The 12,843-nt window shown below is 38.3% G+C and carries 14 protein-coding genes and 1 pseudogene; 4 read left to right on the plus strand and 11 right to left on the minus strand.

Translation table 11 applies throughout. The features are described 5' to 3' along the window. Window positions 1-58: 58 nt before the first annotated feature. Window positions 59-961 carry a LysR family transcriptional regulator gene (locus tag NSQ41_RS12590; RefSeq protein WP_063388144.1) on the plus strand — a complete coding sequence of 301 codons (903 nt, stop codon included), beginning with the start codon at window positions 59-61 and terminating at the stop codon, window positions 959-961. A gap of 194 nt (window positions 962-1,155) precedes the next feature. On the opposite strand, the gene NSQ41_RS12595 is transcribed toward NSQ41_RS12590, so the two are convergent. Next, window positions 1,156-2,277, minus strand: a complete 1,122-nt coding sequence (locus NSQ41_RS12595; RefSeq protein WP_339196787.1) for a tripeptidase T — start codon at window positions 2,275-2,277, stop codon at window positions 1,156-1,158. A gap of 150 nt (window positions 2,278-2,427) precedes the next feature. Between NSQ41_RS12595 and prli42 the strand changes: the two genes are divergently transcribed. Next, window positions 2,428-2,523, plus strand: a complete 96-nt coding sequence (prli42, locus tag NSQ41_RS12600) for a stressosome-associated protein Prli42 (RefSeq protein ID WP_153028099.1) — start codon at window positions 2,428-2,430, stop codon at window positions 2,521-2,523. 425 nt (window positions 2,524-2,948) lie between these two features. On the opposite strand, the gene NSQ41_RS12605 is transcribed toward prli42, so the two are convergent. The 6 genes from NSQ41_RS12605 to lpdA all read right to left on the minus strand — a co-directional run bounded on the left by NSQ41_RS12605 (window position 2,949) and on the right by lpdA (window position 9,253). Continuing rightward, the gene (locus tag NSQ41_RS12605) at window positions 2,949-3,926 is read right to left on the minus strand and encodes an aromatic acid exporter family protein (RefSeq protein ID WP_339196790.1); all 978 of its coding nucleotides are present in this window, start codon (window positions 3,924-3,926) and stop codon (window positions 2,949-2,951) included. Window positions 3,927-4,003: 77 nt separating this feature from the next. Continuing rightward, window positions 4,004-4,441, minus strand: coding sequence for a BrxA/BrxB family bacilliredoxin (locus NSQ41_RS12610; RefSeq protein ID WP_063388141.1), 438 nt, complete (start codon window positions 4,439-4,441; stop codon window positions 4,004-4,006). 117 nt (window positions 4,442-4,558) lie between these two features. Next, window positions 4,559-5,794 (minus strand): dihydrolipoamide acetyltransferase family protein, encoded by a 1,236-nt coding sequence (locus NSQ41_RS12615; RefSeq protein WP_063388140.1) that lies wholly within the window; start codon window positions 5,792-5,794, stop codon window positions 4,559-4,561. Window positions 5,795-5,824: 30 nt separating this feature from the next. After that, window positions 5,825-6,808: an alpha-ketoacid dehydrogenase subunit beta gene (locus NSQ41_RS12620; RefSeq protein ID WP_339210040.1), complete on the minus strand. Its 984-nt coding sequence runs from the start codon at window positions 6,806-6,808 to the stop codon at window positions 5,825-5,827. Window positions 6,809-6,821: 13 nt separating this feature from the next. After that, complete coding sequence (locus NSQ41_RS12625; RefSeq protein WP_339196793.1) at window positions 6,822-7,814, minus strand: thiamine pyrophosphate-dependent dehydrogenase E1 component subunit alpha; 993 nt, start codon at window positions 7,812-7,814, stop codon at window positions 6,822-6,824. Between the two features lie 17 nt (window positions 7,815-7,831). Continuing rightward, window positions 7,832-9,253, minus strand: a complete 1,422-nt coding sequence (lpdA, locus tag NSQ41_RS12630) for a dihydrolipoyl dehydrogenase (protein WP_339196796.1) — start codon at window positions 9,251-9,253, stop codon at window positions 7,832-7,834. Window positions 9,254-9,464: 211 nt separating this feature from the next. Here lpdA and NSQ41_RS12635 point away from each other — a divergent pair, with 211 nt between their 5' ends. Then, window positions 9,465-9,713: a DUF2627 domain-containing protein gene (locus tag NSQ41_RS12635; RefSeq protein ID WP_063388136.1), complete on the plus strand. Its 249-nt coding sequence runs from the start codon at window positions 9,465-9,467 to the stop codon at window positions 9,711-9,713. Between the two features lie 20 nt (window positions 9,714-9,733). Here the strand turns inward: NSQ41_RS12635 and NSQ41_RS12640 are convergent. Both NSQ41_RS12640 and NSQ41_RS12645 read right to left on the minus strand, forming a co-directional pair. Next, window positions 9,734-9,826: pseudogene (locus NSQ41_RS12640) on the minus strand (sporulation transcription factor Spo0A); the annotation flags it as partial. 184 nt (window positions 9,827-10,010) lie between these two features. Further along, window positions 10,011-10,223: a hypothetical protein gene (locus NSQ41_RS12645; protein WP_339210041.1), complete on the minus strand. Its 213-nt coding sequence runs from the start codon at window positions 10,221-10,223 to the stop codon at window positions 10,011-10,013. Between the two features lie 475 nt (window positions 10,224-10,698). On the opposite strand from NSQ41_RS12645, the gene NSQ41_RS12650 reads away from it, so the two are divergent. Continuing rightward, window positions 10,699-10,917, plus strand: a complete 219-nt coding sequence (locus NSQ41_RS12650; protein WP_339210042.1) for a helix-turn-helix transcriptional regulator — start codon at window positions 10,699-10,701, stop codon at window positions 10,915-10,917. 72 nt (window positions 10,918-10,989) lie between these two features. Here NSQ41_RS12650 and NSQ41_RS12655 read toward each other — a convergent pair whose 3' ends face one another. Beyond that, on the minus strand, window positions 10,990-11,547 hold the full coding sequence (locus NSQ41_RS12655; protein WP_339210043.1) for a transporter substrate-binding domain-containing protein: 558 nt from the start codon (window positions 11,545-11,547) through the stop codon (window positions 10,990-10,992). A 587-nt stretch (window positions 11,548-12,134) separates the two neighbouring features. After that, window positions 12,135-12,809: a hypothetical protein gene (locus tag NSQ41_RS12660; protein ID WP_339210044.1), complete on the minus strand. Its 675-nt coding sequence runs from the start codon at window positions 12,807-12,809 to the stop codon at window positions 12,135-12,137. Between the last annotated feature and the right edge of the window lie 34 nt (window positions 12,810-12,843).

Genomic DNA, 12,843 nt, shown 5'->3' on the forward strand with positions numbered 1-12,843 from the left:
TATATAATTTAGATAATAATAATCTCATTTTGATATAAATTGCTTGGGGGTGAGTCAAATGGAACTGAGACAGCTTATATATTTTTGGGAGGTTGCGAAGCGGGAGCATGTTTCAGAAGCTGCTGAAGCCCTTCATGTCGCACAGTCGGCTATCAGCAGGCAAATAGCAAATTTAGAGGCGGAGCTCGGAGTGGAGCTTTTTGAAAGGGAAGGAAGGAATGTTAAGCTTACTCCAATTGGACGTCATTTTTTGCCCCATGTCGAGACGGCTTTAAAAGCGATCGAACACGCCAAACAGCAAATTGAAGAATTTTTGGATCCGGAAAGAGGAACAGTTAAAATCGGCTTTCCGACCAGCTTGGCAAGCCATACAATGCCGACTGTTATTTCCGCTTTTAAAGCAAAACACCCGAACGTTTCCTTTCATTTGCGACAAGGTTCTTATAAATATTTAATTGAAGCCGTCAAAAAAAGAGAAATCGATTTAGCTTTTCTCGGTCCTATTCCGACGGATGACAACGATGTGAAAGGGGATATTTTATTTACGGAATCCTTTGCAGCCCTTTTGCCGCACAATCATCCGCTTGCGCACAAAAAAAGCTTAGTGCTGACTGAATTGCGTAATGAACCGTTTGTGACGTTTCCAGAAGGTTATATTTTGCATAAAATCGTGCATGAAGCGTGTCAACAGGCTGGATTTTCCCCAATTATTTCATCGGAAGGGGAAGATTTAGATGCCATCAAAGGGCTCGTATCGGCAGAAATTGGCGTAACATTGCTGCCTGAAAGCACTTTTTATGAAACAATGCCTCGTTTTACGGTAAAAATTCCGATTGAAATGCCTCGTGTAAGCAGAAATGTCGGCATTATTATATCGAAAAATTACGAGCTGGCCCCGTCCGTTAAAGTGTTTTATCAATTTGCTAAAGAGTTTTTCTCAGTACTAGAAAAATATCAATAAAAAAGATGCTCTTCCAACACGACGCTGGAAGAGCGGAACGGCTGTCAATTCTTATTATAGAAGCCGGAGGTTGTAAAAACTATCAGAGGTCTTGCAGATGTTTTAGAGCTGTCAATTCTTATTATGAAGCCTAAGGCCTGGCACATCGGATCGTTTGCTGAGTGACAAGCTTCCGGCTTCAAATTTTCAAAGCTCTATTGGTTTGCTACCTCTTTTATAATGGCGACAACTAATTCTGCTGTTTTGACAAGCTCCTCGATCGGCATTTTTTCATTTGTTGTATGAATTTCCTCATAACCAACAGCAAGATTAACAGTCGGAATGCCGAAGCCAGCGATAATATTCGCATCGCTTCCGCCCCCGCTTTTTAACAATCTGCTCTCTCTGCCGATTGTTTTGATAGCTTTTTTAGCAATTTGAACGACCTTATCTTCATCGGTAAACGTAAATCCGGGATACATTACGTTAATATCCACTTCTGCTTTTGCTCCCATTTCGGCAGCTGCTGTTTCAAAAGCTTCCTTCATTTTTTGTACTTGCTGCTCCAATTTTTCAGGTACAAGTGAACGCGCTTCAGCTAAAATTTCAACGCGGTCGCATACGATATTTGTTTGCGTTCCCCCTTCAAAACGGCCGATATTTGCCGTTGTTTCTTCATCGATTCGGCCTAAAGGCATATTGGCAACTGCTTTTGCTGCAACCGTAATAGCGGAAATTCCTTTTTCTGGCGCAACCCCGGCATGAGCGGTTTTTCCGTGAATCGTCGCTTTAATTTTTGCATGTGTCGGCGCCGAAACAATAATGTCTCCAACTTTTCCGTCACTGTCCAATGCATACCCGTATTGCGCGGTAATCAGTTTTGAATCAAGCGCTTTTGCCCCAATTAAACCTGATTCTTCTCCAACCGTAATGACAAACTCGATTTTCCCGTGAGGAATGTTATTTTCTTTTAATACACGCACCGCTTCCAGCATTGCGGCAAGGCCCGCTTTATCATCAGCGCCTAAAATCGTTGTTCCGTCCGTCACAATATATCCGTTTTGTATAGAAGGTTTTACCCCTTTTCCAGGTACGACCGTATCCATATGAGAGGTAAAATAAATCGTATCAACGCCTTCTTTCGTCGCCTCTAGCGTACAAATTAAATTTCCTGCTCCATGTCCTGTTTTTTCAATTGATTCGTCTTCTATTACTTGTAGTCCAAGCTCGGTAAATTTTTGCTTTAATACATTTGCTATTTCCCGTTCAAATTTTGTTTCTGAATCAATTTTCACGAGTTCTAAAAATTCATTCACTAGCCGGTTTTCCTGAACCATTTTGTCTTTCCTCCTAATTATGTATTCATGTTTAGTGTAACCGATTTTGATTCCGCTTGTGAAATCAAAAAGAAGCTGTCGATGAAGGTTGTCCCCTCTAAAAAATCGTTGTACAATGTTTTATAAATCATGTATGTGGAGGGAATCATGATGACAAGCAAAAAAATGCAAAAGTGGGTTGTTTATATTATGTTAGGTTCATTGCTGATCACCTCAATTTTAACAGGCATCACTATGTGGCTTTAAAAATTCAACATGCACTTTTTACACCACATAGGCTGTTTGGTGAAAAACAATTTCTTTCAAATCGGTGCTTCCTCCTCTCGATTGCTCGTCCTCATACTACCTTTTGTTACATATTTTCCGATAAAGTCCATGAATTCCGCACATTCATTTTCGCAAAATCAATCTCGTCCGCTGCGGACTTTTGGCATCGTTGCCGCGAATTTTTTTACAGATCACGCTGATTTATTCCATAGCTGTTCACGAATATTTTCAGATCATGCGAACCGATATGGTGAACATTCTTAGCCGATTTTTTTCAGCAGACACGGTCCATTCTTCTGTTTGTATTTTGAAAAGTGCAGCTCGTAAAGGCGTTTCTTCTAAACATATGTATGAAAAAAGCATTGACACGATCTCTCGTTTTATTGTGCTCAATGACAAGAGCTTCATCCTTTTCCTTTTTTGGCGTCGGCAAGACCTTTAAACTGGCTTTTAATAATTAAATATTGCTCCATTTCATATAAAAAATGATAAAGCCTTGCTCTCGTTTCAAATTCCTTTCTTGTTTTCGGAAGCGGTGCCCTTTCCATCTCTTTTTTGATGTCATCTAGCTTTTTTAAAAATTTCTTTGCTGTATTTCCGGAATGAATGTTGTCTTTTAACTCTTCAATAAACTGTGCAATAAGGTGCGCTTGTTCTACGTTTGCGGTGATCATCGTGAACGTCGGCAGCACTCGTTCAATGATTTCTAATTGTTTTTCTCTCATTTTAAAATATGCATAATATTGGTCTTCATGTCTTAGCAAACGATTTTCTACATTTCGGAGCGCCAATCCTTTCCCTTTTTCAATGAGATCGGCTGTCTCAGGAATTTCTTTTCCATCCCACGTATAGTCGCCTTCTCTTAAAAAAGCTACAATTTTTTCAAAAATAACCGCAAAGTTTTTTTCTACTTCTTTTCGATAAACATTAAGGTCATTTTCCAGGCTCGGCATATACAGATTCATTAAGAGCGCTACTCCGATCCCTGTCACAATAATCAAAAGTTCGTTTTGAACAATATCCAGCGTTATTTGACCTGCTTCATATAAGTGCAAAATAATAACAGAGCTCGTTACAATGCCTTCTGTCGTTTTAAAAAGCACCATTGTCGGTATGAAAAAAAGCAACAGAAATCCAATGACAATTGGATGGTAACCAAAAATTTCAAAAAAAAGAAAAGAAAACATCATTCCCGTTATACAAGCAAAAAACCTGGACCAAGCGCTTTTCAATGATTTCTTTTTTGTTACTTGAATACAAAGAATCGCGATGATGCCGGTGGAAACAAAATGGTTTAAATCCATCAGCTGTGCTAAAAATATCGCTAGAGGAGCACCTATCGCTGTTTTTAACGTACGATAACCGATTTTAAATTTTCTCATTACTCATCACCATCATTTTCCTATTCTCTTTTCGAAATAAAAAAGGCGCCACATCTAAAAATGGCAGCCTTTTCTTTTTATACTTCGTCACAATATTGCTCGAATGCCTCTTGTAATTTTTGGACAACAGACATCGGCTCATGTCCTTCGATTTCATGGCGTTCAATCATGGTAACGAGCTTTCCATCCTTGAGCAGCGCAAAAGATGGAGAAGACGGCGGATAACCGGTAAAATAAGATCTAGCTCGTTCCGTAGCTTCTTTATCTTGACCTGCAAATACAGTCACTAATTGATCAGGACGTTTATCATAATGAAGCGCATGATATGCAGCCGGTCTTGCGATTCCTCCTGCACAGCCGCAAACAGAATTAACCATTACTAAAGTGGTTCCTTTTTTCGTTAAAGCTTCATCCACTTCTTCCGGTGTTTTCAATTCCGTATAGCCAGCGGCAACGATTTCCTCACGCGCTTGGCGAACTATGTCGTTCATGAAGAAATTAAAATCGATGCTCATTCATTCGCACCCCTTTCCCTTTTTTTCACCATTATATTGTTATCTTACAATAACAGCAATCTTTGAAGCAAATGTTAACCAATGTTGCTTAAGCATTATTTCTAATAACTCAAAGGACTAATATACGGATGTCGTTTCTTTCGAAATACCTTCTAATATTTGTTTTACTCTTTGCAAAAATCTTCCGCATACTACCCCATCTAATACTCTATGATCGAGAGAAAGGCAGAGATTCACCATATCGCGCACGGCGATCATTCCGTTTTTCATGACAACTAATCTTTTCACAATCGTTTCTACTTGCAGCAAAGCCGCTTGTGGATAGTTAATAATTCCCATTGATTGAATAGAGCCAAATGAACCTGTGTTGTTAACGGTAAATGTACCGCCTTCCATTTCCTTCGCTTCTATCGTTCCCGTTCTAACCTTTAAAGCAAGCTCGTTAATTTCTCGAGCAATTCCTTTAATGGATTTTTCATCAGCGTGTTTAATAACTGGTACATAAAGCGCATCATCTGTTGCAACAGCGATCGAAATATTAATGTCTTTCTTTTGAATAATTTTATCCCCCGCCCAAGTCGAATTCATTTGCGGATATTCTTTCAACGCTTCTGCAACGCTTTTCACAAAAAACGGGAAAAATGTTAAAGGAAAACCTTCTTTTGCTTTAAATTCTTCCTTGATCGAATTTCTTAATTCAACTAACCCAGTTACATCGACCTCAATCATCATCCAAGCATGGGGAATTTCTGTTTTGCTTCGCGCCATATTTTGAGCAATGGCTTTGCGCACCCCAGAAACAGGAATTTCAGTATCACCGGCTGTTTTAGGTGATTTATAGGATTTCGTTTCTTGGATCAAGGAGCCCTTTTTCGGTATATTACCTGCTTCAATCAGCTTCAACACATCTTTTCGGGTAATTCTTCCGAAAGCTCCCGTTCCGTTGACTTTTTCTAAATCAATATCATGTTCTTGAGCTAGCCGGAGCACTGCCGGAGAATACCTGTTTTTCATAGTCTTCTTTTCCGTTTCTTCTTTTTCAGCCGGCTGATGGTCATTAGCATAAAGACTGTCTTTTGGCTGAATGTTTTTTTCTTGTTCAACCGCCACAGCCTCCACTTCAATTCTGCAAATAACTTCGCCAACTTGGAGAGTATCTCCCTCCTCAGCTAAAAGCTCTTTAATTACACCTGTATATGATGAAGGAACTTCTGCATTTACTTTATCCGTCATAACTTCTGCAATGGGATCATATTTGTTGACCTTATCGCCGATGGAGACGAGCCACTTGCTGATTGTTCCTTCTGTCACGCTTTCTCCTAATTGAGGCATTTTCATTTCTTCGATTAGCACGTTGATTCCTCCTTGAGATTAGGGTCAACTTTAAAACTCTGCCAATTCTCTCATCGCTTTTTCAATTTTTTCTGCATTCATCATAAAAAATTTTTCCATTGTCGGTGCAAATGGCATCGCAGGTACATCCGGGCCTGCAAGCCGTTTAATTGGTGCATCAAGATCAAACAAACAATGCTCTGCAATAATGGCGGATACCTCGCTCATTACACTGCCTTCTTTATTATCCTCAATCACGAGAAGCACCTTGCCGGTTTTTGAAGCGGCCTCAATAATAGCCTCCTGATCAAGCGGATATACCGTTCTTAAATCTAAAAGGTGGACAGAAATTCCATCTTTTTCTAATCGTTCAGCTGCCTGCAGAGCAAAATGAACGCACAATCCATATGTAATAACGGTAATGTCATCCCCTTCCAGCTTGACATCCGCCTTTCCAATCGGCAAAACATAATCATCTGCCGGAACTTCCCCTTTAATGAGCCTGTATGCCCGCTTATGTTCAAAAAATAAGACAGGATCATCATCGCGTATCGCTGCTTTTAATAATCCTTTTACGTCATACGGCGTAGAAGGTATGACAATTTTCAAACCAGGCTGGTTGGCAAATACCGCCTCAACAGACTGAGAATGGTATAAAGCACCGTGCACTCCTCCGCCAAACGGCGCCCGAATCGTAATCGGACAGTTCCAGTCATTGTTGGAGCGATACCGTATTTTCGCTGCTTCTGAAATAATTTGATTGACAGCCGGCATAATAAAATCAGCAAATTGTATTTCACAAACAGGGCGCATTCCGTACATGGCCGCTCCTATTCCAACGCCAGCGATAGCAGATTCAGCAAGGGGAGCATCGATTACCCTCTCTTCTCCAAACTGTTCATATAACCCTTGAGTCGCTTTAAAAACTCCTCCTTTTTTCCCGACATCTTCTCCTAGTAGAAATACTTTTTCATCTCGCTCCATTTCTTCACGAAGTGCAGCTGTAACTGCTTCGATATATGACATAATTGGCATCTTTTTTCCTCCTTCAGTTTCCATACACATGTTTCAGTGCATGTTCCGGAGCCGCATAAGGCGCATTTTCTGCATAATCAGTTGCTTCATCGATTACGCTTGCAATTTTCGTCTGCATATTTTGTTCCAATTCCTCTGTTAACAATCCAATTTCTTTTAAATAGGATGCAAACGTATAAATCGGATCTTTTTTCTTAGCTTCTTCGATTTCTTCTTTTGTCCGGTAGCTCCGATCATCATCATCGCTCGAATGGGGTGTAAGGCGGTGCACAAGCGCTTCAACCAATGTCGGTCCCTCTCCTCGGACAGCTCTTTCTCTCGCTTCCTTCACAACTTTATACACTTCAAGAGGATCGTTTCCATCTACAGTCACCCCGTGCATGCCGTACCCTGCTGCTCTGTCTGACACTTTTTCGCAAGCTAATTGCTTTTGAATCGGAACGCTGATGGCGTATTGGTTATTTTCACACATCAAAATGACAGGTAATTTATGTACTCCAGCAAAATTCGCCCCTTCATGAAAATCTCCTTGGTTCGAAGATCCTTCCCCAAAGGAAACAAATGTGACAAAATCCTTTTTATCGATTTTTCCTGCTAAGGCGATTCCAGCTGCATGAGGAACTTGAGTTGTAACAGGGGATGAACCAGTTACAATCCGATTTTTCTTTTGGCCGAAATGTCCTGGCATTTGCCTGCCCCCGGAATTCGGGTCTTCCGCTTTTGCAAATGCTGATAGCATTAATTCTTTCACGGTCATTCCAAAGTGCAGGACAACGCCTACATCACGGTAGTAAGGCAAGATATAATCCTTTGTTTTGTCCAAGGCAAAGGCTGCACCAACTTGAGCGCCTTCATGCCCTTGACATGAGATGACAAATGGGATTTTTCCTGCTCGGTTTAAAAGCCACATCCGTTCGTCCACTTTTCTTGCAAGAAGCATCGTTTCATACATGTTTAATACGTCCTGATCCGTTAAACCTAAAGACTGATGACGATTTTTGGGCATGACAAGACCTCCCTAGCTTATATATGTATTGCTTTGCCATTTACCGCAAGAGCCGCTTCCATTATCCCTTCTGACAATGTTGGATGGGCATGAATCGTACGGGAGAGTTCCCAGGAGCTTGCATCGAGAAAGCTTGCTAAACTTCCTTCAGAAATCAGCTCTGTTGCATTTGGTCCGATAATATGAATTCCTAAAAGATCATCGGTCTTTTCATCTGCGACAATTTTGACAAACCCTTGCGGTTCTCCATAAATGAGCGCTTTTCCAACTCCTTGAAAAGGAAATTTTCCGATTTTGACGGTATAGCCTTTTTCCCTCGCTTCTTGTTCTGTTAAACCGATACTTGCAGCTGCAGGATTCGAATAAATACATTTAGGGACTTTTTTGTAGTCAATTGGCAAAACATTCTCTCCTGCAATATGTTCTACGGCACGTATTCCTTCTTGCGATGCGACATGGGCAAGCTGAAGACCGCCGATGACATCACCGACTGCATAGATGTTTGATTCCTTTGTTTGATAAAACTCGTTTGTCACAATATAGCCATTATGGATTTCAATTTCGGTATTTTCCAATCCAATTCCTTCTGTGTTCCCTTTTCTCCCTATTGACAACAGCAGTTTTTCACTGTGCAAACTGATTTCTTGTCCATCCTGTTCGATGAACACTGTGATTCCGTTTTGTATTTCTGTTTTTTCAGGCAAAATCGATATATTCGTAAAAATGCGGACTCCTTTTTTCCTCATTAGCCGTTCCATTTCTTTACTTATTTCAATATCTTCTGACGGCAAAATTCGATCCGCCATTTCAAGGATCGTGACTTCAACTCCGAAATCAGAGAGCATAGATGCCCATTCCATTCCAATCACTCCGCCGCCCACAATGATAATAGATGAAGGAAGGCGTTGTAATTGCAATGCTTCATCTGACGTCAAAATAGTCTCGCCGTCAATCGTTAATCCAGGCAATTCACGAGGGCGCGATCCAGTTGCAATAATAACGTATTTCGGAAGTAAAATTTGGTTTTCCTCCCCGTTTTCCATCTCTACAGAAACTGTTCCCGGCTGCGGAGAAAAGATGGACGCACCTAAAATTCGTCCGATGCCATGAAACACATCGATCTTTCCCTTTTTGACTAATTGCCTGACCCCTTGATAAAGTTGAGAAACTATCTTTTCCTTCCGCTCCTGCACTTTATCAAAATTGACTTGAACATTGGACAGCTCGATTCCAAAGTCGCTGCTTTTTTTTGATTGAGCAAATATTTCAGCGCTTCGCAATAAAACTTTGCTCGGGATGCAGCCCGAATGCAAACAGGTCCCTCCAAGCTTTGATTTTTCAACAATAGCTGTTTTCATTCCGAGCTGGGATGCCCGGATCGCTGTAACATATCCTGCCGTTCCTCCTCCTAAAATCACTACATCATATTCTTTGGCCATGAAACTCTCCTTCCTTCATCTCTTCTATGTATGCTAAAAAACCGATTTTTAAAAATATTTATATAGAAAAGACGTATGCTCCTTGTCCATTCATCGTTAATAAAATGGCATATCTTCATCATAACATGTTTATTTGTATTGACAAATTGTAATATGATCGTAAAAATGAAATTGATTCGCTCTATTTTAACAGAAAGGGATATAAAGTCAAATGATAAGGCTTATTGCATTGTTGATTATGGTGATTCCAGGGATCCTGGCGGTTTACGGAATTAAATTAATGAGAGACATGCTTTTTGGCATTTTACAGCCCCCGTTTCCTTACTTATGGCTGCAATTTTTAATGGGTTTATTATTTTTCCTAGCAGGATTGTTCTTTATAGGAGGATTTATTTTGCATAGAGATAGAAAACGCAATCGAGTTCAGCCGCGTTTTCAGAAAAAAAGTAACCGCCGTTAGGCTCAGCGGTTACTTTTTTTTCAGGAGGCCTTATGCTCCAATCTCAATTTATCTGCCACCATTGCAATAAATTCCGAGTTCGTCGGTTTGGCTTTTGACATGCTGACTGTGTAAATCCTTTATGTATCAAGGGTTGGAAAATTTTCAGATAATTAAATATCAACTATATTTATAGGTATCACTTTCAGATATTTATTGACCAATAGTGTCACTAACATTATCGTATCATTTCATATTACTCTGGACAAGCTCTTTTTTATTAAAAACCGCACTCAAACGAGTGCAGTTTCATTCATCTTATTCTAAAGCCTCTTCCCATTCGATATGGTAATTATGCACTTCTAATTTATGCACTTTTCCATCAATCGTTTTAATTTCAATACTGTCAATGTCAGCATTTAATTCATTAATAAGTTCATTAGCTTTTAATAATGCCTCTTCTTCATTCGCTGCCAGCACTTTTGTTGATACATCTAGAACAATACTTCCAAATGGTAAATATTCGTTCATATTTTTCTCTCCCCATTTTATTTAAATATTTTTCGCAACAATCTTCCAGTTATCTTCCCAGCAACTCTGCGACCGATACGCTTGCCAATCGTCCCTTTTTGCACCGCATTTACATCCCCAAGAAACTTAGCAACGAGTAAAGAAACTTCCGAAACTGATTAATCGTCATCCCATCCCCTCTCCTATGCCATTTGTCATATAAATTCGACAGAAATTTCTACATTTCCTGTTTCTTCTGCTGTTGTACGAAAAAAATTCCTGCAAGCAAGTAAATTTTTTACCGATCAGACATTTGTAACCATTCACCTTCTTTGATAATCATTTTTTCACCACCTTGTACATAAAATATTAACTGTAGTGTATATTTTTAATACTGTAGTGTTGATTTAATAATAAACACTTCAGTGTGTATTGTCAATACTTAAATTGAAATTTTGCACATTACAATTTATATTAGAGTTAAGGAGGATTGAAAATGATTAAAGTACACCTTTCACGGATTATGGGCGAAAAGAAACTGAAGATTGCCGATGTGGCTAGAATGACAGGATTGCACCGAAATGGTATTACGAAACTATACAATGAGGAAACTGATGGAATTAAGTTTGATACTTTAGAGAAATTATGCAGAGCTTTAGAATGTGATATAAGCGATTTACTGGAAATTGTCGATGAAAAAGACCACTCGAAATGAGTGGTCTTAATTATTAACGCTATTGTCCATGTTAATATTCGTAAACGGTTACCTTTTTGAACGAAATTCTCTTTAATTTCGATCTCCTAGATATTCCTGTTGGATTTTTTCTAATTTACCTGTTTCTTTAAAATTTAAGATCATATCATTGAAAAAGTTTAAAAGTTCTGTATCTTTTTTTCTTACTGCCATTGCATAGCTTTTCTTCGGTACAAACTCTTCTCCATTAGGGAGATATATAGCTCCCGTAAAATATGTATACGTCTTAGTTAAATCTGTTTCTACGAGGTTATCAATACCCGGCACAACATCAACATCTCCACGTTTTAAAGCAATAATCACATCGTCAAATGTAGGAAATTCTCTTAGTTCAACTGGAATATTATTTGATTGAGCCATTTCTTTTATTACTGCGATATTAAAGTCTCGATATACTTTTAAATCGTTTGTCCATTCTGTCTGAACGGGAACAATAATTTTATCTATATCGTACTTTGCCTTGTTTTCAATTTTACTTTGCACTTGTTGCTCTTCCTTTGTTTTATTTTCTTCAACAGTTTTTTCTGAACTGCAACCTATCATACTCATAAATACCAAACAAAATATTGTTAAAAGCAAATTTTTTTTCAAACTTAATCACCTCTTTACGAAATTTTCCTACTAATTATAACATTACTATGTGAACCAAAAAAGGAACGGTAACTTACCGTCCCTTATGAGCGTAATTTTAGTCCATTTACTTGGACAATACGAAATGGATAATCTTTTTACATTAACTCTTTTTATTTATAACTGTATTATTTATTTTGGACGAAGAAAAAAATGAAACGAGTGGAATTATTTTAAATGGTGATGAGTGATGAAAAAATACAAACTGAAAAGCAATATTGGGGAACTAATTGAAAAGAGTGGATTGATTACATAAAAACACGTAAATGTGCAACAAAAACAGCTTTGGAATTGAAAAAATGGAGTAAGTTTCCCGACTTTGGAGAAAGCCTTTATTTTAGCGAAAATTGTAGGGTGTAAAGTGGACGATCTTGCGGAGCTGGTTGAGGTAGATGAGAAGGAATATTAATTTAATTGTTATTAATGGAGTTCAAATTAAAGAAAACGATAGCATTTCCAGTGAATTAAAAGCAACTAGTGCAAAAAATTAAGCTACCTCATTCTTGGCAGCTTATTAATTATATGTATTATTATGTAATTTAATCGAACTATTCATTTTCCTTTTTAACTTTTTCTAAGTCCTTTTCTAAATCTTCTTTTAGATTATCAAGATATGTTTTCGGAACTTTAATGTTATACTCATCGTATAAGCTAATAAATTCTTGAGATAATTTTCTTGCATCATCAGAATACGATTGTAATGATCCACTCGGAGAAATTGCGTATTCTACAAATTCTTTATGAGCCTTATACATATCAACCGCAAGTTCATATACTTCTTTATATTCATCTGGAGGATTTTTGAGTTTTTTTAGATCCCTTTCTGTTTTATCTAAAGATCTCTGTAGTTCTTCAATTTTTCCATCTTGTTCAAATTCACTTTTTTGAGCTGCAACTGCACTGTCGAAATCATAATACCGTTCGCCACCAACTTCAACACCAAATGTGTCATTAAAAATCGCATCATGCCATACATCAATGTATGTATTAACCATTTCTTCTGCATCGGCACCTGTATTCAACATGTTCATTATTAAGAAATTCAGATTTTCTCCAAATTCTTCTGCTTCTTTTTCTTTCTTTTGTTGATATAAGTAATAACCACCCCATCCTAAAGCACATGCTAATACAAAATACAAAATTAGCAAAATGGTAATTCGTTTTTTTCTGCTTTTTTGAGGTTGTTCTAATTCTACATATGTAGTGTTATTTTGTTGTTCCATATACTCACACCTACCATTAAGATATTTAAGTATA

It is taken from the genome of Aeribacillus sp. FSL K6-8210 (assembly GCF_037963925.1).
Classification (GTDB): Bacteria; Bacillota; Bacilli; order Bacillales; family Aeribacillaceae; genus Aeribacillus; species Aeribacillus composti.

Bases quoted from the DNA above. Each gene is read 5' to 3' on its own strand.
- NSQ41_RS12590 (WP_063388144.1), top strand. From the start codon at position 59: ATGGAACTGAGACAGCTTATATATTTTTGGGAGGTTGCGAAGCGGGAG.
- NSQ41_RS12595 (WP_339196787.1), bottom strand. From the start codon at position 2,277: ATGGTTCAGGAAAACCGGCTAGTGAATGAATTTTTAGAACTCGTGAAA.
- prli42 (WP_153028099.1), top strand. From the start codon at position 2,428: ATGACAAGCAAAAAAATGCAAAAGTGGGTTGTTTATATTATGTTAGGT.
- NSQ41_RS12605 (WP_339196790.1), bottom strand. From the start codon at position 3,926: ATGAGAAAATTTAAAATCGGTTATCGTACGTTAAAAACAGCGATAGGT.
- NSQ41_RS12610 (WP_063388141.1), bottom strand. From the start codon at position 4,441: ATGAGCATCGATTTTAATTTCTTCATGAACGACATAGTTCGCCAAGCG.
- NSQ41_RS12620 (WP_339210040.1), bottom strand. From the start codon at position 6,808: ATGCCAATTATGTCATATATCGAAGCAGTTACAGCTGCACTTCGTGAA.
- NSQ41_RS12625 (WP_339196793.1), bottom strand. From the start codon at position 7,814: ATGCCCAAAAATCGTCATCAGTCTTTAGGTTTAACGGATCAGGACGTA.
- lpdA (WP_339196796.1), bottom strand. From the start codon at position 9,253: ATGGCCAAAGAATATGATGTAGTGATTTTAGGAGGAGGAACGGCAGGA.
- NSQ41_RS12635 (WP_063388136.1), top strand. From the start codon at position 9,465: ATGATAAGGCTTATTGCATTGTTGATTATGGTGATTCCAGGGATCCTG.
- NSQ41_RS12645 (WP_339210041.1), bottom strand. From the start codon at position 10,223: ATGAACGAATATTTACCATTTGGAAGTATTGTTCTAGATGTATCAACA.
- NSQ41_RS12650 (WP_339210042.1), top strand. From the start codon at position 10,699: ATGATTAAAGTACACCTTTCACGGATTATGGGCGAAAAGAAACTGAAG.
- NSQ41_RS12660 (WP_339210044.1), bottom strand. From the start codon at position 12,809: ATGGAACAACAAAATAACACTACATATGTAGAATTAGAACAACCTCAA.